The sequence below is a fragment of the Guyparkeria sp. WRN-7 genome (assembly GCF_001641825.1).
GTDB lineage: Bacteria > Pseudomonadota > Gammaproteobacteria > Halothiobacillales > Halothiobacillaceae > Guyparkeria.
Genome location: NZ_LRFH01000014.1, coordinates 163,774 through 187,030 on the forward strand (window position 1 = coordinate 163,774; position 23,257 = coordinate 187,030).

The 23,257-nt window shown below is 64.8% G+C and carries 19 protein-coding genes and 1 pseudogene; 10 read left to right on the top strand and 10 right to left on the bottom strand.

The features are described 5' to 3' along the window. Positions 1-67: 67 nt before the first annotated feature. The 6 genes and pseudogenes from AWR35_RS05375 to rpmH form a co-directional block, all read right to left on the bottom strand. Entirely contained in the window at positions 68-622 is a 555-nt protein-coding gene (locus AWR35_RS05375; RefSeq protein WP_058574922.1) for a PAS domain S-box protein, read from the bottom strand. Positions 623-713: 91 nt separating this feature from the next. Next, on the bottom strand, positions 714-2,060 hold the full coding sequence (mnmE, locus tag AWR35_RS05380) for a tRNA uridine-5-carboxymethylaminomethyl(34) synthesis GTPase MnmE (RefSeq protein WP_058574923.1): 1,347 nt from the start codon (positions 2,058-2,060) through the stop codon (positions 714-716). A 61-nt stretch (positions 2,061-2,121) separates the two neighbouring features. Next, entirely contained in the window at positions 2,122-3,828 is a 1,707-nt protein-coding gene (yidC, locus tag AWR35_RS05385; protein WP_058574924.1) for a membrane protein insertase YidC, read from the bottom strand. A gap of 99 nt (positions 3,829-3,927) precedes the next feature. Further along, positions 3,928-4,146 (bottom strand): annotated as a pseudogene (yidD, locus tag AWR35_RS10610) (membrane protein insertion efficiency factor YidD); the annotation flags it as partial. Continuing rightward, the gene (rnpA, locus tag AWR35_RS05390; protein ID WP_058574925.1) at positions 4,131-4,550 is read right to left on the bottom strand and encodes a ribonuclease P protein component; all 420 of its coding nucleotides are present in this window, start codon (positions 4,548-4,550) and stop codon (positions 4,131-4,133) included. The gene rnpA and the pseudogene yidD, both read right to left, overlap by 16 nt. 5 nt (positions 4,551-4,555) lie before the next feature. Further along, a complete protein-coding gene (rpmH, locus tag AWR35_RS05395) occupies positions 4,556-4,690 on the bottom strand; it encodes a 50S ribosomal protein L34 (RefSeq protein WP_058574926.1) in 135 nt (44 codons plus the stop codon). 330 nt (positions 4,691-5,020) lie between these two features. Here rpmH and dnaA point away from each other — a divergent pair, with 330 nt between their 5' ends. From dnaA to xth, 7 genes are all read left to right on the top strand, one after another. Further along, positions 5,021-6,415 (top strand): chromosomal replication initiator protein DnaA, encoded by a 1,395-nt coding sequence (dnaA, locus tag AWR35_RS05400; protein ID WP_058574927.1) that lies wholly within the window; start codon positions 5,021-5,023, stop codon positions 6,413-6,415. A gap of 263 nt (positions 6,416-6,678) precedes the next feature. Next, entirely contained in the window at positions 6,679-7,788 is a 1,110-nt protein-coding gene (dnaN, locus tag AWR35_RS05405) for a DNA polymerase III subunit beta (protein WP_058574928.1), read from the top strand. Positions 7,789-7,798: 10 nt separating this feature from the next. Next, complete coding sequence (recF, locus tag AWR35_RS05410) at positions 7,799-8,869, top strand: DNA replication/repair protein RecF (RefSeq protein WP_058574929.1); 1,071 nt, start codon at positions 7,799-7,801, stop codon at positions 8,867-8,869. A 191-nt stretch (positions 8,870-9,060) separates the two neighbouring features. Beyond that, entirely contained in the window at positions 9,061-11,472 is a 2,412-nt protein-coding gene (gyrB, locus tag AWR35_RS05415) for a DNA topoisomerase (ATP-hydrolyzing) subunit B (RefSeq protein ID WP_058574930.1), read from the top strand. Between the two features lie 63 nt (positions 11,473-11,535). Beyond that, positions 11,536-12,108, top strand: coding sequence for a LemA family protein (locus AWR35_RS05420; protein WP_058574931.1), 573 nt, complete (start codon positions 11,536-11,538; stop codon positions 12,106-12,108). Positions 12,109-12,139: 31 nt separating this feature from the next. Continuing rightward, entirely contained in the window at positions 12,140-13,087 is a 948-nt protein-coding gene (locus AWR35_RS05425; protein WP_058574932.1) for a GIDE domain-containing protein, read from the top strand. A gap of 80 nt (positions 13,088-13,167) precedes the next feature. After that, the gene (gene xth, locus AWR35_RS05430; RefSeq protein ID WP_058574933.1) at positions 13,168-13,959 is read left to right on the top strand and encodes an exodeoxyribonuclease III; all 792 of its coding nucleotides are present in this window, start codon (positions 13,168-13,170) and stop codon (positions 13,957-13,959) included. A gap of 1 nt (position 13,960) precedes the next feature. Here xth and glnE read toward each other — a convergent pair whose 3' ends face one another. Together glnE and AWR35_RS05440 are read right to left on the bottom strand one after the other, a co-directional pair. Continuing rightward, positions 13,961-16,828, bottom strand: coding sequence for a bifunctional [glutamate--ammonia ligase]-adenylyl-L-tyrosine phosphorylase/[glutamate--ammonia-ligase] adenylyltransferase (gene glnE, locus AWR35_RS05435; RefSeq protein WP_058574934.1), 2,868 nt, complete (start codon positions 16,826-16,828; stop codon positions 13,961-13,963). A gap of 146 nt (positions 16,829-16,974) precedes the next feature. Next, on the bottom strand, positions 16,975-17,457 hold the full coding sequence (locus AWR35_RS05440; protein WP_058574935.1) for a DsrE family protein: 483 nt from the start codon (positions 17,455-17,457) through the stop codon (positions 16,975-16,977). Positions 17,458-17,847: 390 nt separating this feature from the next. Between AWR35_RS05440 and AWR35_RS05445 the strand changes: the two genes are divergently transcribed. Further along, entirely contained in the window at positions 17,848-18,705 is an 858-nt protein-coding gene (locus tag AWR35_RS05445) for a metallophosphoesterase (protein WP_197408139.1), read from the top strand. 5 nt (positions 18,706-18,710) lie between these two features. After that, complete coding sequence (locus AWR35_RS05450) at positions 18,711-18,890, top strand: hypothetical protein (protein WP_058574937.1); 180 nt, start codon at positions 18,711-18,713, stop codon at positions 18,888-18,890. Between the two features lie 80 nt (positions 18,891-18,970). Here the strand turns inward: AWR35_RS05450 and purH are convergent, their stop codons facing one another. After that, positions 18,971-20,533 (bottom strand): bifunctional phosphoribosylaminoimidazolecarboxamide formyltransferase/IMP cyclohydrolase, encoded by a 1,563-nt coding sequence (gene purH, locus AWR35_RS05455; RefSeq protein ID WP_058574938.1) that lies wholly within the window; start codon positions 20,531-20,533, stop codon positions 18,971-18,973. 126 nt (positions 20,534-20,659) lie between these two features. Next, complete coding sequence (locus AWR35_RS05460) at positions 20,660-21,520, bottom strand: NAD(P)-dependent oxidoreductase (RefSeq protein WP_058574939.1); 861 nt, start codon at positions 21,518-21,520, stop codon at positions 20,660-20,662. Positions 21,521-21,772: 252 nt separating this feature from the next. Here AWR35_RS05460 and dgt point away from each other — a divergent pair, with 252 nt between their 5' ends. After that, entirely contained in the window at positions 21,773-23,203 is a 1,431-nt protein-coding gene (dgt, locus tag AWR35_RS05465) for a dGTP triphosphohydrolase (RefSeq protein ID WP_058574940.1), read from the top strand. Positions 23,204-23,257 lie beyond the last annotated feature (54 nt).

Here is a 23,257-nt window from a genome sequence, read left to right on the forward strand (position 1 = left end):
TCGATCCCGGCGACGCCAAAGGCGGATGCGGGAAGCGATGCGGTAGTGCTCGCCGCGAACGGAGGGGTCATGCCCGCGCCGAGAGCACCATCTGCTGCAGGGTGTCGTAACCGCGCCGATGCACGAAGCGGTTCATCACGTCGATTGCCGGTCGAAAGCGCGCCTCGCCGTCGCCGGAGGCCTTCTGTTCGGCGGCGCGCATGTCGGCGAACAGCGTCTCCCACTCCGGCACCAGTTCGGCGCGGGGCAGGAACCGGGCCGAGGTATAACCGCTGGTCTCGCCGTTCTTGCGAATCGGTGCGACCCGGGTGAGCACCCAGTAGTGATCGCCGTTCTTGCAGCGATTCTTGACGATGCCGAAGAATTCCTCGTCGGCACGAATCGTCTGCCACATCAGGTAGTAGATCGTGTCGGGGACGTCGGGGTGGCGCAGGATGTTATGCGGCTGACCGATCAGCTCGTCGACCTCGAAGCCGGAGATCTCGGCCAGCGAGCGACTCGCCTGGGTGATTATCCCCTGGCAATCCGTCTTCGACTGCAGCGCCCGGTGACTGCCCAACCCGACCACGCGGCCGGTGACCTGACGAATGTCGATCGGTGGCTGGTACTCCATCGACAGCATGGCGACGCTCCTCCCCAAGAAAAATCGATCGGGTATTAAAGCCCGGAGCCCTTGTCCCTTCAACCAAGCATGACACTTGGGTTAGCTCGATTCACTTGCCGATGCAGAAACTGCCGAATATCTCGCCGAGCAGGTCGTCCGCCGTATAGCGTCCGGTAATCGCTTCCATCGCCGACTGGGCGCGGCGCAGCGACTCGGCCGCCAGTTCGCCGGCACCCAGGTCGAGGGCGCCGGCCGCCTCGACCAGGCTCGCCTGCGCGGCCTCGAGTGCCTCGAGGTGACGACGACGGGCAATGAAGGGATCCTCCGCCCGATCGGACAGCCCGGCAAGCTGACGCAGCTCGTGGCGCAGCGCATCGATGCCCGCGCCGGTGCGCGCACTCAACCGCAAGGTGCCGTTCTCGACCCGCTCGGAGGCGGTGCCGTCGATCAGGTCGATCTTGTTGATCACCGTGAGCAGGGGCTTGTCCGGCAGGCGCTCGAGCGTGTCCTCGTCCTCGGCCGAGCGACCGCGGGCGCCGTCGATCAGCAGCAGGATGAGGTCCGCCCGCTCGACCTCCTCCCAGGCACGTCGAATGCCCTCCTGCTCGATCGGATCCTCGCTCTCGCGCAGGCCAGCGGTGTCGATCACGTGGATCGGCAAGCCATCGAGCATGATTTCCGCCCGCAGGACGTCGCGGGTGGTGCCGGCGATCTCGGTGACGATGGCCCGCGACTCGCCCGCGAGCTGGTTGAGCAGACTCGACTTGCCGGCATTCGGCTGGCCGACGATCACCAGCTGCAACCCTTCGCGCAGTCGCACCCCTTCGCCGGTGCGGCTCAACAGATCGGCCAGTTCGGCGCGGAGATCGGCCAGCTGATCGCGCAGGCGGGTGTCGGAAAGAAAATCGATCTCCTCTTCGGGGAAATCGAGTGCCGCCTCGATATACATGCGCAGGTGGATCAGGTGCTCGACGAAGGCATCGACACGCTCGGAGAACACGCCGGTCAGCGAGCGCCGGGCCGCGGTGGCCGCCTGGGTGGAACCGGCCTCGATCAGATCGGCGACCGCCTCGGCCTGAGCGAGATCCATGCGGCCGTTGAGAAAGGCTCTCTCGGTGAACTCGCCCGGCCGGGCCATGCGCGCCCCGCAGCCGATCATCTCCTCGACGGCGGCATCCAGGAGCACCGGGTTGCCGTGCCCCTGCCACTCGACCACGTCCTCGCCGGTGTAGGAATGCGGTCCGGGAAAGTAGAGGACGATGCCGTCGTCGAGCACCGCGCCGTCGGCGCGGCGTTTCAGATCGGCGTAGTGGGCATGCCGCGGGCGGGGCGCGACGCCCGTCAGGCGCTCGATGATCGCGCCGGCCTCCGGGCCGGACAGACGCACCACCCCGACGCCCGCCCGACCAGCGGCGGTGGCCACGGCGCAGATCGTCTCGACGGGGGGTTGGCTCATCCGGCTCCGCTCGCGTTGGCCGTCAGAAAGGCCGATGTTTCACGGGAAACACCGGTGCCGGTCAGGAGGCCCCTTTCTTGGCCGCCATCTGCTTCTCGACCCGACGGGTGATGATCGCCTGCTGGACGATCGAGAGCAGGTTGTTGACGAACCAGTACAGCACCAGGCCGGCCGGGAAGAAGGCGAAGAAGACCGTGAATACCACCGGCAGCCACTGGAAGATCTTCTTCTGCATCGGATCGACCGGTGCCGGGTTGAGCTTCTGCTGCAGGAACATCGAGGCGCCCATCAGCAGCGGCAGGATGAAGTACGGATCCTTCTGGGTCAGATCGTTGATCCACAGGATCCACGGCGCCTGGCGCAACTCGACCGACTCGACCAGCACCCAGTACAGGGCGATGAAGACCGGGATCTGGATCACGATCGGCAGACAGCCGCCCAGCGGATTGATCTTCTCCTTCTGGTAGAGCTTCATCATCTCCTGCGACAGACGCTGCTTGTCGTCGCCGAAGCGCTCCTTGAGGGCCTGCATCTTGGGCGTGACCGCGCGCATCCGCGCCATCGAGCGGTAGCTGATCGCCGACGGGTACAGGAACAGCAGCTTGATCACCAGGGTGACGAGCACGATCGCCCAGCCCCAGTTGCCGACCCAGTCGTGGAACAGGTCGAGCAGCCAGAAGATCGGTTCGGAGATGAACGTGAGCATGCCGAAATCGACGGTCAGCTCCAGACCCTGCGCCAGCGGCGCGAGGTTCGACTGGATCTTCGGCCCGACGTAGAGGATCGATTCGATCGTCTCGCTCGACTGGGGAGCGACGGTGGTCACCGGCGACATCAGGCCGAGGCTGTAGACGGTAAAGCCGTCGTTGCGGCTCTGCAGGGTGTAGTACTGGTTCACCTGGTCGGCATTGGCCGGCACCCAGGCGCTGAGGAAGTAGTGCTGGATGATCGCGGCCCAGCCGTTCTGCAGATCCTTCTGCAGCTTGAGCTTGCCCATCTCGTCGAGATCGATCTTCTCGTAGGTGATGCGGTCACCGCCCCCGGCCGGCGTGCCCGCGTAGACACCGCCGGTGTAGGTGTACATCAGCTGCATGCCCTGCGAAGACGGCGATCGGGTCAGCTGACGGTACTGCTGGCCACGCCATTCGGCCTGGGTGGTGTTCTCCACCTGGTAGCGCAGGTCGATGGCGTAGGAGCCGCGCTTGAACAGATAGGTCTTGGTGACCTCGATGCCGTCCTGCTCCCAGGTCATCGGCACTTCGAGGACCTCCTGACCGTCGTCGAGCCGATAGACCGGCTTTTCCACCTGGAACTGGGCATGGTGGTCGGGTGCCGGCGCATTCTTCGCGCCGATCAGACCGGACTGGGCGATGTAGGTGAAGCCACTGCGGTCCTGCAGCAGTCGCACCGGCTCGTCCGGCTGGTCGAGCGAGACCGGGTACTCGAGCAGATCCGCCTCGCGGATCACGCCGCCATTGGGATCGATGGCGAGCGACAGGACGTCGGTCTCGACCCGGATGAGGTCGGTCGACGCGCTTGCACCGGACGGCGCGGCCGCGCCGGCAGCGGGAACGTCCGCCTTGTCCACTCCCACCGACGGGCCGCCGGCCGCCGGGCGGTCGGTGGCCGGCTGATCGCCCGACGCCTGGGTCGTCTGGGCGACCGATGCGGCACCGGCCGGCTGCTGATTGTCCTCCAGCCAGGCTTGCCAGAGCAGGATCAGGACGAAACCCAGGGCAATAATCAGGATCAGGCGACGTTGTTCCATGGGAGTCTTTCAGTCTCGCGGTTGGACGGCTTGGTGCCCGTGATGGGCGTCGGCTGGCGAATCGGCGCCATGGTCGGAACCACAGCAGCCGGTCGATCGGGACGGAACGTCCGGTACCGGATCGACACCACCGGCACAGAATGGATGACAGCGACCGAGGCGGCGTAGCGTCAACCAGCCACCCCGCAACGCCCCGTGTTTCGAGAGTGCCTCGACAGCATACTCGGAACAGCTGGGATAGAAACGGCAGGACGGAGGCAAAACCGGGCTGATCAGCAACCGGTACCCCTTGACCAGGAAGATCAGGAGACGGCGCATTTCCGGCTCGCCTTCTGCAGGGCCTGACGCATCTGGCGATGCAGGTCAGGCAGGGTCAGGGCATCGACGCCCGGTTTGGCCAGGACCACGATATCCATGCCCGGCAGATCGGCCCGCGCCAGACGGAACTCCTCGCGGGCGATACGCTTTACCCGGTTGCGTTCATGCGCCAGGCGGACCCGCTTGCGGCTGACGGCCAGCCCCAGACGGGCCTCACCCTCGGGGTTGCAGCGCAGGGCCAGCATCAGATTCGCGGTGTGAATGCGGTCGCGGCCGCGCATCACCCGCTGGTAATCGCGGCCCGAAAGCAGACGCACCGCACGCGGAAACCGGCCGCCAGTGACGGCGGCCGGTTCGGCATTTTCGGCCCGGGCTGAGCGGGCCTCGGGCGGCGCGTCAATCATCTGCCTCAGGCGGACAGGCGCTTGCGACCCTTGGCGCGACGCGCGTTGATGATGGCGCGACCACCACGGGTCTTCATGCGGGCACGGAAGCCGTGGGTACGCTTGCGACGCAGGTTGCTCGGCTGAAAGGTTCTTTTCATGACGACGTCCCAGTGTTGATTCAGGTGTTGATGCGCGGACCGGCCGATCGGTTCGGCCGTCGAGGCCGACTCAGGCGACCCTATCCGCTTGAAAAAGGGGCCGAATACTCTGACGGACCAGGGGGTTTTGTCAAGGCCTGCGTCGATTTGCCGGCTTTCAGGCAGTCGGAAACCCCGCGTTTTTGTCCCGAACCGCCCGAAAATCCACCCGGAATCGCCCGTGTCGCCGTCCGGGAGCATCTTGTGGATAAGATGTCGATCGAGGAGGTGCGATGTTATCATCGCTCCCTTGCCCACGCCGACCGGAACCACGGGAGAACGACCGTCGCCATGCAGCATTTCCCAATGTGGCAGCAATGCATTGATCGCCTCGCCCAGGAGCTGCCGAACGATCAGCTGACCATGTGGATATTTCCGTTGCAGGCCGAGCAGGCCAGCGACGATCAATGGCTGCTGTGGGCGCCGAACCGCTTTGCGGTCGACTGGATCGAGCAGAAGCTTCTGGAACGCATCCGTCTGCACGCACGGGAAATCTCCGGGAAACCCGAACTGGACGTTTCCCTGCGCATCGGCGAGGCCGGCCGCCCCAAGGCCGCCCCGACGCCGCAACCCGCCGAAACCCCCAAGCCCCAGCCACGAAATGCCGCCCCCGCGCCCCCGCAACCCGAGCCGGTGGAGCCGGGCGACAGCGACGAGGAAGGCTTTTCGCACAACCTCAATCGCGGCTTCACCTTCGAGACCTTCGTCCAGGGCAAGTCCAACCAGCTCGCCTGCGCGGCATCGCAACAGGTCGCGGCGAACGCCGGTGCCAGCTACAACCCGCTGCTGATCTACGGCGGTGTCGGTCTGGGCAAGACCCACCTGATGCATGCGGTCGGCAACCAGATCATCGACCAGCAGGGCGATCGGCGCGTGATCTATCTGCACAGCGAACGCTACGTGCAGGAAATGATCACCGCGATCCGCAACAACAACACCGAACAGTTCAAGAATTTCTACCGCGGCATCGACGCGCTGCTGATCGACGACATCCAGTTCTTCGCCACCAAGCCGCGCAGCCAGGAAGAATTCTTCCATACGTTCAACGCGCTGATCGAGCAGGGCAAGCAGATCGTCATGACCTGCGATCGCTACCCGAAGGAGATCGAGGGCCTCGAGGAACGGCTCAAGTCGCGGTTCGGCTGGGGCCTGACGGTGGCGGTCGAACCCCCGGACATGGAAACGCGGGTGGCCATCCTGCACAGCAAGGCCGAACAGTCGGGGATCGACCTCGACTCGGACGTGGCGTTCTTCATCGCGCGACGCATCCAGGCCAACATCCGCGAACTCGAGGGCGCCCTGCGACGGGTGATCGTCACCACGCAGTTCTCCAAGCGACCGATCACGATCGAGTCGACCAAGGACGCGCTCAAGGACATGATCTCGGCCCATGCCAAGATGATCACGCTGGACAACATCCAGCGCACCGTCGCCAAGTACTACAACGTCAAGATCCAGGATCTCACCGGGTCACGCCGCACCCGATCGATCGCCAGACCGCGACAGATCGCGATGGCACTGGCGAAGGAACTGACCAGTCACTCGCTGCCCGAGATTGGCGAATCCTTCGGCGGACGCGACCACACCACGGTGCTGCATGCCGTGCGCAAGATCGAGGAACTGCGCGAGTCGGACAGCAAGATCAGCGACGATTACAACCTGCTCCGGCATACGTTGAACGTCTGAGTCCACCCGTCTGGGGACAACCGGGGAACATGTGCAGGACAGCGGCTGGGAAAACTGTGGATGAAACGACGCAAAACGAGTTTTCCACAAACGGTCCCAATCCGTACACAGCCTGCCCCACGTTGTTCAGTGAATCTATCAAGCGGCGAAACCATCTGATAAAAATGGACTTTTGGCAGTTATCCAAAGGAAAACCGTCGCTTCACATTCATCATCATCAACAGAACAAAAACATCTGTTACTGATTAGAGGAATCGCCAGCCATGCAATTGACCGTCAACCGACCCGACTTGCTGGACGCCATCAACCGGGTGATCGGTGGGGTGGAAAAACGCCAGACCATGCCGATTCTCGGCAACCTCCTGATCGAGGTGGAAAACGATCAGCTCAAGCTCACCGCCACCGACCTCGAGATCCAGCTGGAAAGCGAATGCCCCGCGCAGGTCGGCCAACCGGGTCGGACCACGGTCAACGCACGCAAGCTGCACGACATCGTCCGCGCCATCCCGGCCGAATCGCAGATCGGTCTGCGTCAGGAAGAGGGCTTCGTCATCGTCCAGGCAGGCCAGAGCGTGTTCCGGCTTGCCTGTCTGGCTGCCGACGAATTCCCGCGGATGGAAGGCACCACCGAGGAATACCGGCTGGTCCTGCCTCAGGACCGCCTGCGGTCGCTGCTGGAGCAGACCCAGTTCTCGATGGCCCAACAGGACGTGCGCTACTTCCTCAACGGCCTGCTCTTCGAGGTAAGCCCGGAACGGATCCGTTGCGTGGCCACCGACGGTCACCGTCTCGCCCTGGCCGAGACCCAGACACAGCAATCGGTCGGCGACACGCTGCGCATCATCGTGCCGCGCAAGATGGTCATGGAGCTGATGCGCGCGCTTGATCGGGACGACGAATCGGCGGTCGAACTGATGGTCAGCACCCAGCAGATCGAGTTGAAGCTGGCCCAGCAGCGCATGGTGAGCAAGCTGATCGACGGCCGATTCCCCGACTACGATCGCGTCATCCCGAAGAACAACAGCAAGCAGGTCCACGTCGACCGCGAGACGCTCAAGCAGGTGCTTCAGCGGGCGGCCGTGCTCAATACCGACCGCTTTGCCGGCGCGCATTACCACCTGCAATCGGATCGCCTGGCCATCGAGGCGGTCAACAGCGACCAGGAAACCTCCCGCGAGGAAATCCCGGTTCACTATCACGGCGATGAGCTGAAAATTGCGTTCAATATCAGCTACATGCTTGCCATCCTCTCGCATCTCGACGACATGCAGGTGCGCATGGACTTCGAGACACCCGAATCCAGCGCCCTGATCCAGCCGACCGACGAGGGCGCCGTTCGGACCCGTTACGTCCTGATGCCGATGAAGATCTAAGCGGTCTGACGTGACCCGACTGGCGCACCTGCATGTCGAACGGTTTCGTAACCTCGAGCCGATCGATCTCGAACCCGCCGCCGGTATCAACCTGATCAGCGGGGCCAACGGAGCGGGCAAGACCAGTCTGCTCGAGGCAATTCATACCCTGAGCCTCGGGCGCTCGTTTCGGGGCAACAACCCGGCGGAGCTGATCCGTCACGGCGAGAACGACTTCCTGCTGCGAGCCGAGGTGCACGGTCGTTCGGCCGGCGGCGCCCACCGGCTGGCGCTGCAGCGCGACCGTCGCAGCATGACCCTGCGTATCGACCAGGAGAACGTCACGCGGCTGAGCGAGCTGGCCCGGTTGCTGCCGGTGCTGGCCCTGCATCCGCAATCCGACGATCTGGTGCTGGGCTCGCCGGAATACCGGCGCCGCTTCCTCGACCGGGTCGGGTTCTACGCCCGGCCCGATTTCCATTCGATCCACCGCGACTTCCAGCGTGCGCTCAAGCAACGCAATGCCCTGCTGCGTCGCGGTCGCCAGGAACCGGCCTGGGATCAGCTGTTTCGCGAGACTGCCGGCGCACTCGAAACCGCCCGGCGTGGCGTGCTTGCCGAGCTGGAGGACCGTGTCGACGGTCTGATCGAGCGCATGTTGCCGGGCAGCCGGCTGACACTGCGTTACCTGCCCGGCTACCGCCAGGACCTCGAGCTTGCCGAGGCCCTGGCGCAGGGCGCCGAGCGTGAACGTGACCAGCAGGCCAGCCTGTTCGGCCCTCACCGGGCCGATCTGCGTATCGCGCTGGACGATCACGATGCCCGCCAGGTCGCCTCGCGGGGTCAGATCAAGATGCTGGTGGTACTGCTGCACCTGGCGGTGCTCGATCTCTGGACCAGCGTGCGCGGCGAGCCGGCCGTGGTGCTGTTCGACGACCTGGCCTCGGAGCTCGATGCCGGCAATCGCCGGCGCGTGCTCGACTACCTGGGTGAAAGCGGTCACCAGGTATTCGTCAGCGTGATCGCCCCCGACGCGATCGACGGTGAAGGCGACATAGAGGCCCGTTTCGCGGTCGAAAACGGTCGGGTGGAAAAACGTTGATGCCGGGGTGGCGAAACCAACGGAAGCGGCATTCCGCTTTGCTCAGAGGTTCGGCCCGGAAAATGGTATGATCACAAGGTTTTGAAACACCGTCGGATTGACGGGGAGGAAGCGGCCGCCGGCCGTGTCTCCCCGAACGGCGGGACCGGACTTCGCCGGGCCGCCTCGACAGGAAGGGACACGACGTAAACATGAGCGCCGAAAACAGTTACGACTCCAGCAGCATCAAGGTCCTCAAGGGGCTCGACGCGGTTCGCAAGCGCCCGGGGATGTACATCGGCGATACCGACGACGGCACCGGCCTGCACCACATGGTCTTCGAGGTCGTCGACAACGCGGTCGACGAGTCGCTGGCCGGCCACTGTTCGCAGATCGAGGTCGTGATCCATGCCGACGGCTCGGTGTCGGTCACCGACGACGGCCGCGGCATCCCGACCGAAATGCACGAGGAGGAAGGTCGTTCGGCCGCCGAGGTCATCATGACCGTCCTGCACGCCGGCGGTAAGTTCGACCAGAACAGCTACAAGGTGTCCGGCGGCCTGCACGGCGTGGGCGTCTCGGTGGTCAACGCGCTGTCCGACCGGCTGGATCTCACCATCTGGCGTCAGGGGCGTCGCTTCGTGCAGGAATACCACCTGGGCGAGCCGCAGTACCCGCTCAAGGACGCCGGTCCGACCGACCGCTCGGGCACGCAGATCCGTTTTCTGCCCAGCCAGACGATCTTCACCGACGTCACCTTCCACTACGACATCCTGGCCAAGCGCCTGCGCGAGCTGTCGTTCCTCAACTCGGGCGTCAACATCTCCCTGACCGAGGAACAGACCGGCCGCTCGGACACGTTCTTCTACGAAGGCGGCATCCGCGCGTTCGTCGAGCACCTCAACAAGGACAAGACGCCGATCCACAAGAACGTGATCTACCTTGCCGGCGATCGCGACGAGGTCGGCATCGAGCTCGCCCTGCAGTGGAACGACGCCTACCAGGAAAACCTGTTCTGCTACACGAACAACATCCCGCAGCGTGACGGCGGGACGCACCTGACCGGCTTCCGTACCGCACTGACGCGCACCCTGAACGACTACATGGATCGCAACGGCATCCTGAAGAAGGCCAAGGTCAGTACCACCGGCGAGGACTGGCGCGAAGGCCTGGTGGCGGTGATTTCGGTCAAGGTGCCCGATCCGAAGTTCTCCTCGCAGACCAAGGACAAGCTGGTCTCTTCCGAGGTCAAGACCGCGGTCGAGTCCATGACCGCCGAGCACCTGGCCGATTTCCTCGAGGAAAACCCGCAGGATGCCGAGGCGATCACCTCGAAGATCATCGAGGCGGCGCGTGCCCGCGAGGCCGCACGCCGGGCCCGCGAGATGACCCGCCGTAAGGGTGCGCTCGACATCGCTGGCCTGCCCGGCAAGCTCGCCGACTGCCAGGAGAAGGATCCGGCGCTCTCCGAGCTGTACCTGGTGGAGGGTGACTCCGCGGGCGGCTCGGCCAAGCAGGGCCGGGACCGGCGCACCCAGGCGATCCTGCCGCTCAAGGGCAAGATCCTCAACGTCGAGAAGGCGCGCTTCGACAAGATGCTCTCCTCGGTCGAGGTGGGCACCCTGATCACCGCGCTCGGTTGTGGCATCGGTCGCGAGGATTTCGATCCCGACAAGCTGCGTTACCACCGCATCATCATCATGACCGATGCGGACGTCGACGGCAGTCACATCCGCACGCTGCTGCTGACCTTCTTCTACCGCCAGATGCGCGAACTGGTCGAGCGCGGCCACGTCTACATCGCCCAACCGCCGCTGTACAAGGTCAAGAAGGGCAAGCAGGAGCAGTACCTCAAGGACGATCTCGCCCTGAACCAGTACCTGCTGCAGCAGGCGGTCGACGGCGCGCGCCTGGAGCTGGGCGAGAACATTCCGCCGATCTCCGGCCCGGGGCTCGAGTCGCTGGCGCGCGAGTATCTCTCCGCCCAGGCGATGATCGAGCGCATGGCCAACCGGTTCGACATCAACGCCCTGAAGGCACTGATGCAGATCGGTCGTCTCGACCCGGCAATGATGGACGACGAGTCGCGCCTGGCCGGCTGGCTGGGGCACTTCAACGGCATGCTCAACGCCATCGCCGATCCGGGCGTGGAGTACAGTGTCTCGATGGAGGAAGGCGAGCACGGCCACGTGTTCCGCATCGAGCGGAGCCAGCACGGTGTTTCACATGAAACCACGATCCCGGCCGCCTTCTTCAACGGCAACGAGTACCGCATGCTGGGTGATCTGGGTGAACGACTGGACGGCATGATCACCGAACAGGCCGAGGTCGTTCGCGGCGAGCGTCGCCAGACGATCGAGCGCTTCGAGCAGGCGATCGACTGGCTGATGGCCGAAGGCCGACGCGGCCTCGCGGTACAGCGCTACAAGGGTCTGGGTGAAATGAACCCGGACCAGCTGTGGGAAACCACCATGGACCCCGACACGCGCCGCCTGCTGCAAGTGAAGATCGAGGACGCGGTCGCCGCCGACTCGGTGTTTACCGTGCTGATGGGCGATCTGGTCGAGCCCCGGCGTGACTTCATCGAGAAATTCGCGTTGTCGGCGTCCAACATCGACGTGTAACACGCGACCGGTAAGAATCAACCCAAGCCCGCTGACGCGGGAGGCCAAGGAGGCGTCTGGACCATGGGTATCGCACTGTCGATCATCGTATTCCTGCTGTTGCTGATCCTCATCTGGGGGATCGTGATCTACAACGGCCTGGTGCGGCTTAAGCACAACGTCTCGCAGGCCTGGTCGAACATCGACGTGCTGCTCCGTCAGCGTCACGACGAGCTGCCCAAGCTGGTCGAGACTGCTCGCCAGTACATGCATTACGAGCGCGATACGCTCGAGCGTGTCATGGAGGCGCGTGCGGCGGTCAACGACGCGCAGCAGCGCGGTGATGTTGCCGCCCTGGGCGGTGCCGAGCAGAGCCTGCGCCTGGGGCTGGGCAATCTGTTCGCGGTGGCCGAGGCCTACCCGGAGCTCAAGGCCAACGAAACCTTCCAGCATCTGCAGCAGCGCATTACCGGGCTGGAGAACGAGATCGCCGACCGGCGCGAGTTCTACAACGCCGCGGTCAATACCAACAACATCCGCATCGAGCAGTTCCCCGACGTCATGGTCGCGCAGCTGTTCCGCTTCCGTGCCTTCCGCCTGCTGGAATTCGATCGCAAGACCACGGAAGACGTCGACATGAAGACGCTGTTCGGCTGATCACGCCGGGCGTCCTCCTTCCGTCATTGCCATGCTCGATGCCTTGCGCGACTGGCTGACCGGGCTGGACCCGGGGTTCTATCTCGTCCTCTGGGCGGGATCCGCGATTCTCACCGCCGTCTTTCTCTTTCTCGGCTTTCGCACCCTGATCCGGGCACGGATCATCGCCCATACCCCCACGGCCCGGCTGCGTTCCGCCGCCCAGGGCTTCAACGAGATCGAGGGCACTGGCCTCGCGGTCGACGAGCATCCGCTCTACTCGCCGCTATCGTTCACGCCCTGCCTGTGGTTCGAGATGAGCATCGAGCGACTGGAATCGAGCGGCAAGAACCGCCGGTGGGTGACCGTGGAACGTCGTCGCAGCGACGCGGTCTTTCGGGTCGATGACGATACCGGCGAGGCGTTCGTCGATCCGGATCATGCCCGAGTGATTCCCCATTCGCGGCGACGCTGGCGCGAGCGCGGCGGGCGCCGCAGCTGGTCGACGGGCAGCTTCGTCGGCTTCGGTGGCGAGACCCATCGCTACACCGAGAACCTGCTGCTGCCCGATCACCCGCTCTACGTGCTCGGCTGGCTGGAAACCCGTGGCCACGGCAATATCGGCGGCGGCAAAAGCGATGCCGTCGAACAACGGCGCCTGGACCTGTTGCGCGAATGGAAGACCGACGAGGCGGCGCGACAGCGTTTCGATCTGGATGGTGACGGCGAGATTTCCGAACGCGAGTGGTCGTGGGCGATGCGACTGGCGCGGGCTCAGGCGCAACAGGAAGTGGGCGAGGCCGACCGGGAACGGGCGACCGGAAACAATGTCGTGCACCTGATGCGACGTCCGGACAACGGCGATCCGTTCATCATCTCCGGACTGCCGCAGGAAAATCTGGTGCGTCGCAAGACCTTCAAGGCCGGCGCATTCATCGCCGGCGCGCTGCTGCTGTTCGTCTTCTGGCTGATCGCCCAGGGTACCCGCAGCCTGATCTGAACCGGCCGACCACCTCGGGGGCGGTTTTTGCGAAAATGGCTCCGGATTCATTCAACCGGTCACGTCCAAGGCATCGCCCGATGAACATCGCCAGCTGGAACGTCAATTCCCTCAAGGTCCGCCAACCCCAGGTGCTGCAGTGGCTCGAGGAACAGCCCGATACGCTGCTCGGGCTGCAGGAGCTCAAGCAGCTCGACGAGGCGATCGATCGCGACAAGGTCGAGGCCGCCGGCTATCGAATTATTGCCAACGGCCAGAAGACCTACAATGGCGTCGCCTGGATGTATCCGGCCGACTGGCCCGAGCCCACGGACATCGTCACCGACATCCCGGGGTTCGACGATCCGCAGCGCCGCGTGATCGCCGCGACCTTCGGCGACCTGCGCGTGATCAATCTCTACGTGGTCAACGGCGAGGCGGTCGGTTCCGAGAAGTACCAGTACAAGCTCGACTGGCTTGCGGCGCTGACGCGCTGGCTTGCCGAAGAGGCGGGCCGGTACGACAAGCGAGTGGTGGTGGGCGACTTCAACATCGCACCGGGCGATGCCGACGTCCACGACCCGGAGGCCTGGCGGGAGCGCATCCTCTGTTCCACGCCGGAGCGTGACGCCCTCGACCGGATCCTGGAGACGGGCCTCATCGATGCCTTCCGTCTGTTCGATCAGCCCGAGAATGCCTTCTCGTGGTGGGACTACCGGCAGGCGAATTTCCGTCGCAATCGTGGCCTGCGTATCGATCTGATCCTCATAAGCGAAGCACTGCGCGCGAAAGCCAGTGCCTGCCGGATCGATGTCGAACCGCGCCGCTGGGAGCGGCCCTCCGATCATGCGCCGGTAGTGCTGGAACTCGATCAGGGCACGCCTGCAAGCTGATCTAGTCGTCCGTATCGGCTCCCGGTGGCAGGCAGCCCATCAGCGCCTGCCACTGCTGGATGACGACCTCGCGCTCCTCCTCGAAGTCCTGGGCGTCGACGACCGAGCGGCAGCCCATCAATGCCTGATGATGCCCGGCATCCCGGAGGTTGCGATAGGCCTGCGTCAGTGCCTCGGCCGCCTCGGTGTCGATCAGTCCAGCCTCGTCGAGCGATTCCAGCTGCCGGATGTTGTCCGTGAACGCGAGGATGCCGGGCGATTCGTGGGCGTGGCGAAGCAACAGATACTGCACCAGGAACTCGATATCGGTGATGCCACCGATGTCCCGCTTTAGGTGGAAGAAGCCGGTGGGCGTCCGGGTCTGGTTGTCCCGCATCTTGCGCCGCATGCCGACGACGGCCTCGCGCAGCTGGTCGGTGTCGCGTTGCTGCGTGAGTGCGTCGCGCCGGATGGCGGCGAAAGACTCGCCGACCCGCTCCGTACCGGCGACGAAGCGCGCGCGGCACATCGCCTGTATCTCCCACACCCACGCGTTTTCGGACTGGTATTGCGCGAACGCATTGACCGACGAGACCAGCAGGCCGCCCACGCCGTCGGGGCGCAGTCGCGTGTCGACCTCGTAAAGCACGCCGGCCGGGGTTCGGATACTCAGGGTATGGATGATCTTCTGTGCCAGCCGGGCAAAGAACAGGCTGTTGTCGACCGACTTCTCGCCATTGGTGACCGCTTCGCGGTCGGTGGAATCGTGCAGGAATACCAGGTCGAGATCCGAGCCGTAGCCCAACTCGATCCCGCCCAGCTTGCCGTAGCCGATGATTGCCAGCCCCGGCGTGAACGGGTTGCCGGATGCATCCAGCGCCTGCGGTTGGCCGTGGCGACGTTCGACTTGCGCGCGGGTGCGCTCGTAGACGGCCTCCAGAATGACCTCGGCGATCCAGGTGAGCTGATCGGAAACGCGCATCACCGGCAGGGCGCCGACCACGTCGGCCGCGGCCACCCGCAGGGTCGCCAGTTGCTTGAACCGGCGCAGTTCGTCCAGGCTGCGTTCCTCGTCGTCCGGACACTTGGCCAGCAGTTCGTTCAGCTCGTGCGCCAGTTGGGCCTTGTCGGGCGGTGCGTAGAGCGTTTCCGGATCGATCAGTTCGTCGAGAAGAATGGGATGCTGGGTCAGCAGTTCGGCGATCCACGGGCTTCCGTGCACCAGCCGGACCAGCTGCCGGCGTGCCTGCGGCTGCTCGATCAGCAGGGCCACGTAGACCGAACGACGCAGGATCGCGGCGAGCAGGTCGAGCATGCGCGCGAGCACCGCAACCTGGTCACGGTATTCGCTGATATCGCGCAGCAGGTCCGGCATCAGCTGGTCGAGTCGTTGGGCGACGGTGCCGTTGATGGCCGGGCCTTGCGTGTCACGCCAGGCCGACAGGTGGCGTTCGAGCGTCGCCGGCTCCTCGAAATCGTGGCGTTCGAGAATCGCCACGCGATCCGCCTTGTCACCCAGTCCGTTCCAGACCCGTTCGAGCGGATCCTCGTCGTCGTCACCCTCGTCGGGTAGCCGCAATACCTGGGAAAAATGCCCGTGAATGCGTTCCCGGTGCTGGTCCAGGGCCCAGAGGAAGGAGCCCCAGTCGTCGAATTCCATCGCGATTGCCAGGCGCAGCTGGTCGAACTTGTTGTCCGGCAATGTCTGCGTCTGGTGGTCGTAGAGCATCTGCAGGCGATTCTCGGCGCGGCGCAGGAAGTCGTAGCCCTCGCTCAGGTCGGCCACCGTGTGCGCCTCGAGTTCGCCCATCTCGGCGAGGATCCGCAGCACGGGGATCAGGCGTCGTCCCTGCAGTTCCGGCTCACGCCCCCCGCGCAACAGCTGGAACAGCTGGCCGATGAACTCGATCTCGCGGATGCCGCCGGGACCCAGCTTGATGTTGTTGTGCATGGCCGCATCGGTCATCTCCCGCTCGATCAGCCGCTTCATCTCGCGCAGCTGGCTGAACGCGCCGAAATCGAGATAGCGACGGAAGACGAACGGCCGCAGCATGTTCATCAGTTCGTCACCGGCCGTGAAGTCGCCGGCGATCACGCGCGCCTTGATCCAGGCGTAGCGTTCCCATTCGCGTCCCTGGGTCGCGTAGTAGATTTCCAGGCCGTCGAAGCTCATCGCCAGTGGCCCTTCGTCGCCATTGGGCCGCAGGCGCATGTCGACCCGGAAGACAAAGCCGTGGCCGGTGACCTCGTCGAGCGAACGGATCAGCCGCTGTCCCAGGCGGATGAAGTACTCGGCGTTGCTGAGGGTCTTGCGTCCGTCGGTCTCGCCTTCGCTGGCGTAGGCGAAGATCAGGTCGATGTCCGAGGAGTAGTTGAGTTCGTCCCCGCCGAGCTTGCCCATGCCGACGACGACCAGTCCGACCGGGTTGCCTTCCGGATCGCGCGGCTGGCCGAAGCGTCTCTGCAGGTGGTGTTCGTGATAGACGAGCGCCTCGGCCACACAGAAGTCGGCCAGCCGCGAGAGCGAGCGCAGGGTCGCGTCGGTGTCGTCGATGCCGAGCAGATCCCGCCAGGCGATCAGGATCATTTCCCGGCGTCGCAATCGGCGCAGCTCGCGACCAAAGTCGGTGGCATCCAGTGCCAGTCGCTCTTCGCGGGAACCGGACAAGCCCGAAAACCGCTTCTCGATGCCGTCACCGAGGAATCCGTCGTCGCAGCCGGACAGGACGTAGTCGAGAATGGCCGGTTCGGCGGCGAGACTTTGCTGGATGAACGGGCTGCAACGCAGCACGTAGCGCAACTGTTCCTGATCCACATCGCCGCCGGTCGCGTTGGCGGCCAGTCGATCGATCAGTTCGGCATCGGGGGTGATTTCGTCGAGATCGGACACGGGTTGCTCGGTCGGTAGATGGCTCATTTGTCCGATGATACGCCCGGCCGCTCCGCCTTTGCAGTGATGGCGTCACGGCGGGGCAAAAAAAAGCCCCGGCCTCGCTGGGAGGTCGGGGCCGTCGGCCATTGGATGGGGGTTGCGGGTTACGGGCGAACCAGCACGTACCCGGCATCGACCAGGTCGAGCAGGCGGGCAATGCCCGCGTCCACCGGCTGGGCGGAATCATTCATGTCCGGTGCGTGACCCATCTTGCGCGTGGCGCCGGCGATGGAGTTCTTGCATGCCGAGAAGCGTACGCCCTGCTGGGCCAGCGACTGGATGCGATCGGCCTGCTTGTTGTCCTCGAACAGGAGGGTAATACCCGGGCCGAAGGCAACGACTTCGACATCGATCTGGTCCGGGCCGCCGCGCGCTTTCATCACGTTGTTGGCAACGTTGAGAATCAGGTTCTGGCGAACCGGATCCTTTTCGGTGATCTGCAACACCAGGTGTTCCTGGGCCAACGTGTTACCGCCAACGGCCTCGATGGCCTCCTGGTTGTCGGTATGGGCATGGGCAGTCGTGCCGAAAGCGAGTGCCGCGGCCAGTACCAGGCCGGTGCGATGGAAAAGGGAACGGATGCTCATGGTGAATTCCTCCTTGGGGTTCTCTGATATCCAGTGGGTTATCCGTTTTTTCGGTTTTTTGTTTTCATTTTCAGATGAAATGCTTAACCCGCCGGCCAGCATACGCCGGATTTCCCAAAACCGCAGCCGAACGGTCGGTCAAATATCCGATGGGGGTATCAAGGTCGCTTGGGTTAAACCGACTTTTCCCGATGGACCGGCCAAGCTATTGACCTGACGCTATTTTTTAGCGAACATATCGGCCATCCGATTCGCAGGCCATTCGCCTGCCCCGTCCCCGATTCGCTCCGTTTTCTCCGGAAGCCGGGCGAGAACGTGTTCCGGACGGCCAATCGACCGAACCAATCGTCCATGGGGCACCCTGCCCATGGCGCAGGCGTTGTTGCTTACATGACGTTATTCAAACAGCTAGTGAAAAACCGGCGGGGTCGGGATTTCATCGTCGGTGATCTGCACGGCAGCCGTCCGCTGCTGGAAAAGATTCTGGAAAAGCACGATTTTTCCCCGGATCGCGATCGCGTGATCGCCGTTGGCGATCTGGTCGATTTCGGCGAGGACTCGCTCGGCACCCTGCGTCTGCTGGGCGAATCGTGGTTCTTTTCCGTGGCCGGTAACCACGAGCGCGTGCTGGCCGATCACCGTCTCCCCCTGGCCGAACGCTGCCTCACCGACGCGCAGCGTGCCGACCTCGAGTCCATGGGCTCCGGCTGGCTGCTCGAGTCCTACGACAAGCTCAACGACGACAAGTGGGACGATCTGATCACCGAGGTGATGAACCTCATCAGTCAGATGCCGCTGATGATCCAGGTGGGCAATGGCCCGGCTGCCGTGGGCGTCGTGCACGCCGAACTGCCGTTGTGGGACTGGGACCAGAACATCGCCCGCCTCGAGCGCGTCAAGAAGCTCAACTACTGGGGCACCCCGGGCATCGATACCTCACTCGACCCGCTGCTCTGGGGTCGCTCGCAGCTCAAGGAGGTGCTGGGCGGTCGCAAGCCGGAGCGCAGTGTCGAGGGTATCGACTGGGTGATTGCCGGTCACACCATCACCGATCAGCCGGTGCGCGACGGCAACCGCCTGTGGATCGATTGCGGCGCCTGGGACGAGCGGCCCGGTCGCGGGCTGGTGCTGGTCGAGGTGGGTGACACCCTCGCGGTCAGCTCGCACTACCACGATCCGAGCGTGCGCACCCAGCGTTTCGTCCGCCGCGGTCATCACACCCACAGCGTGATCAGCGCGACGGGTTGATCGGGATGATGGATCTGGATCGGCTGCACTGGCGCGAATTGCGCACCCTGCTCGACGAGGCGCGTGCCGAGCTCGAACGTCGCGAGGCGGGCCCGGTCGACGAGCACACGGCACTGAAGTCGCTGGAGCTGGATTTCAAGCGCCATCGCCGCCGGCAGGAGGAGCGCTTCGATCCGTTCGCCTGAACGGGTTGTCCCGTCTGCCCTGCCCATGAAAAAAGCCCCTCGGTCGAGGGGCTTTTTCGTTGCCGGCGCCGCCGGGTTGCTCAGTGGCGGAAGTGGCGCATGCCGGTGAAGACCATGGCGATGCCATGCTCGTCGGCCGCGTCGATCACCTCCTGATCGCGCATCGAACCGCCCGGCTGGATGACCGCCTTGATGCCCGCCGTTGCCGCCGCGTCGATGCCGTCGCGGAACGGGAAGAAGGCGTCGGATGCCATCACCGAGCCCTTGACCGGCAGGCCGGCATCGGCGGCCTTGATGCCGGCGATGCGTGCCGAGTAGACGCGGCTCATCTGACCGGCGCCCACGCCGATGGTCTGCTCGTCGCTGGCGTAGACGATGGCGTTCGACTTGACGAACTTGCCCACCTGCCAGGCGAACAGCAGGTCGCGGATCTCCGCCTCGTCGGGGCTGCGCTTGGTGACGATCTTCAGGTCCTTTTCGCCGATCACGCCGTGGTCGAAGTCCTGCACCAGCAGCCCGCCGCCGATGCGCTTGAAGTCCATGCCCGGCGCCGGCTTGACCGACCAGTCGTCGATCGCCAGCGCGCGGACGTTCGGTTTGGCGGCCAGTTCGTTTGCCGCCTCGTCGCCGATCTCGGGGGCGATGATCACTTCGACGAACTGTCGATCGATGATCGCGCGTGCCGTGTGCGCGTCCAGCGGACGGTTGAAGGCGATGATGCCGCCGAAGGCCGAGGTCGGGTCGGTGGCGAAGGCACGCTCGTAGGCGGTGGTGATGTCGTCGCTGGTGGACACGCCGCAGGGGTTGGCGTGCTTGACGATCACGCAGGCCGGTCGGTCGAACTGCTTGACACACTCGAGTGCGGCATCGGCATCGGCCAGGTTGTTGAAGGACAGCGGCTTGCCCTGAACGATACGGGCGCGGGCGAGTGTGCCCGGCGCGGCGTCCGGTTCGACGTAGAAGGCGGCGTTCTGGTGCGGGTTCTCGCCGTAGCGCAGGTCCATCGACTTGGTCAGAGGCAGGTGCCAGGTGGGCGCGAACTCGCTGTCGTTGAACTGGCGGCCGAGGTAGTCGGCGATCATGCCGTCGTACTGGGCGGTGTGGCTGAAGGCCGCGCCGGCCAGTCGTTGACGGGTGGCCATGGAAATACCGTCGCCCTGGATTTCCCCAAGCACGGTCTCGTAGTCGGCCGGGTTGACCACGATCGCCACGTCGTTGTGGTTCTTGGCCGCGGCGCGAACCATCGCCGGGCCGCCGATGTCGATGTTCTCGATGGCGGTGGGCAGGTCGCAGTCGGGGTCGGCCACGGTGCGGGCGAACGGGTAGAGGTTGACCACCACCAGGTCGATCGGCGTGATGCCGTGGGTCGCCATCACTTCGTCGTCGGTGCCGCGGCGACCGAGGATGCCGCCGTGGATCAGCGGGTTCAGGGTCTTGACCCGGCCGGCCATGATTTCCGGGAATCCGGTCACGTCGCTGACCTCGCGCACCGGCACGTCGTTCTCCCGCAGCAGGCGGGCGGTGCCGCCGGTGGACAGCAGTTCGACGCCGGCGGCGTGCAGGCCCTGGGCCAGTCCCAGGATTCCGGTCTTGTCGGAAACGCTCAGCAGGGCGCGGCGCGGCTTGACGGCATGATGGCTCATGGGGATATCCGGTTTGTCAGCGATGGATGGCAGCGACCGCCCGCCGTGGGCGAGCGGTGCGGAAACCGCGCATTGTACCCGCTTGCCGGACCCTTGTTGAGTCGCCTCGCTGGCCGCCCGTTCCGATCAGTGCGTCGTCGCGTTGTCGCGCACCACGCTTTCGAACAGGGCCGAGTAGTCATGGTTGCCGTGACCGGCGTAGACCCCTTCCTCGAGCACGTGCTGCAACCCGATCAGCAGGTGGGTGTCGATGCCCTGACCACAGGCGCTTTGCGTGAACAGGCGGATGTCCTTGAGCAGGTGCTTGAGCGGGAAGTTGGCCTTTTCGAAGGAGTGGTCGAGCATGTTGTCGAGCTTCTTGTCGAAGGTGGGCGCATACAGCGCCGACTCGCGCAGCGTGGCCATGAACTTGTCGACGTCGACCCCCTCGCGCTGCACCAGCCCGAGGCTCATCGAGAACGCGGCTGTCAGCGAGCCGATCAGCTGGTTGAAGGCAAGCTTGGCACCGGCGCCGCTGCGAATCGCCCCGAAGTGGGTCGGCGTGCCCAGGGCGCGCAATATCTCGTCCAGCCGATCGACCAGTTCCTCCGAGCCGCCCAGCAGCAGTTGCAGGGTGCCCGTCTTCGCCTGCGGAATCGAGCCGAGCACGGGTGCCTCGAGGTATTCGCCGCCAAGTGCCTCGACGCGGCGGGCGATCTCGGCGGATTCTTCCGGGGCGATGGTGGAGCTGTTGATTACCACGTGATCGCGGATGCCGGCCTCGCCCAGCGAGTCGATCACCTCGCGACAGGCCTGGAAGTCGCTGACCATCAACCAGAGGGTGTCCGCCTGCTCGGCCGTCTCGGCGAGGCTGCCGGTCGTGGTGATGCCCTCGACTTCGCGCGGGTGGCGGTTGTAGCCGACGACCGGCCAGCCCTCTTCGGCCAGCCGGCGAGCCATGGCGGTGCCCATCAGCCCCAGGCCGATCACTCCGATGGTCGTGTTCATGGTGGTGCCCTCTTCGATATTCGTCTGCGGTAGTTCTGACCGCCGCGATCGCCCGGGGCACGTTCCGTCGTCTGGTGGATTGCGGCGGGTATGGGGTTATGCTTGGTCCAGCGGTTGTTCGACTCCCTGTCGCCGCCGGTCGAACACGGGCGCTCGAGTCGTATCGGGCCTCGGTTCGGCTCAAAGAGGCTAGCAGAACCGCGAGGCGGTTGCCGGGGGTCGCGACTCATTCCATTCCACCAAGGAACCGTCATGAGGCAGGATCTCGACAGCCACTGGCGCCGCTGGCTCAACCCGGGGCGGCGCCGTCCCGGCAGCGGCCAGAGCGGTCCCCACGATCAGCCCCGCACTGCGATCGAGCGCGACTACGACCGGGTGCTTTTCTCCACCCCGGTCCGACGCATGGCCGACAAGACCCAGGTGTTCCCGCTCGACCGCTCCGACAGCGTGCGCACCCGGCTGACCCACTCGCACGAGGTGGCCAACCTGGCCCGCTCGGTCGGCATCGACCTGGTGTTCAACCAGGGGATCGCCGACGGTCTGCCCGAGGCGAAACGTGACGTGCCGGCCCTGCTGGCGACCATCGGCCTGGCCCACGATCTGGGCAATCCGCCCTTCGGCCACCAGGGCGAGGATGCGATCGCCCGCTGGTTCGAGATCAATCGTGACGAGGTGCTCGACGACGACCCGGCGTTGACCCCGGCGATGAAGCAGGATTTCCTGCGCTTCGAGGGCAACGCCCAGACGCTGCGCCTCTTGACCAAGCTGCAGTTGATCAACGACGACTACGGCCTGAACCTGACGCTCGCCTCGCTGGCCGCGCTGGTGAAGTACCCGGTGGCCAGCGACCAGACCGACCGCGACCGCGTCACCCACAAGAAGCACGGCTATTTCCAGTCCGAGCGTGCCCTGATGGACGAGGTCTGGGAAGGCACCGGACTCGCGCCCGGCCAGCGTCATCCGCTGACCTGGGTCATGGAGGCCTGTGACGACATCGCCTACTCGGTGCTGGACGCCGAGGATGCGGTCAAGAAGGGGCTGCTGTCGTTTTCCGATACCATCGCCTTCCTGCGCCACGAAGCGCCGGACGACCCGGTGGTTGTGGCGGTCTGCGATGCGGCGGCGGCCGAGCACAAGGCCTATCGCCAGGAGCGCCTCTCGCCGGACGAGCTCAACGACATCTCGATGCAGACCTTCCGCATCCGTGCCATCGGGGCGCTGATGGAGGCGATCGGCGAGGTGTTCATCGAGTCGCTGCCGGCGATGGCCGAGGACGGTTTCGGCCGCGAGCTGGTGGATGCCTCGCGCGGCGGCCCGCTGCTGGCCGCGCTCAAGGCCTGCAACTGGCAGCATGCCTACCGGCACAAGTCGGTGCTGCGCGTCGAGCTGACCGGCCTGACCGTGATCCACGGCCTGATGGATGCCTTCTGGTATGCGATCACCCGTCGCGAAGAGCGTAACGACCCGGCCAGTCCGCGCGCCACGCCGCTTGCCGGTTACCTCTATCAGCGCATCTCCGAGAACTACCGGCGGGTGTTCGAATCGCCGGGCAACCCGATGCCGATCCGCTACCGCGAGGCGCAGTTGCTGACCGACATGATCTCGGGGATGACCGACAGCTTCGCCGTCAGCCTGTACGAGGAGTTCCGCGAGGTCGGCTTCCGCCCTACCACGCAGGCCTGAGGGGCACCCCTCGACGCAGGCCCGTCAACCCAGACACGTACCCGATTTTCCAGG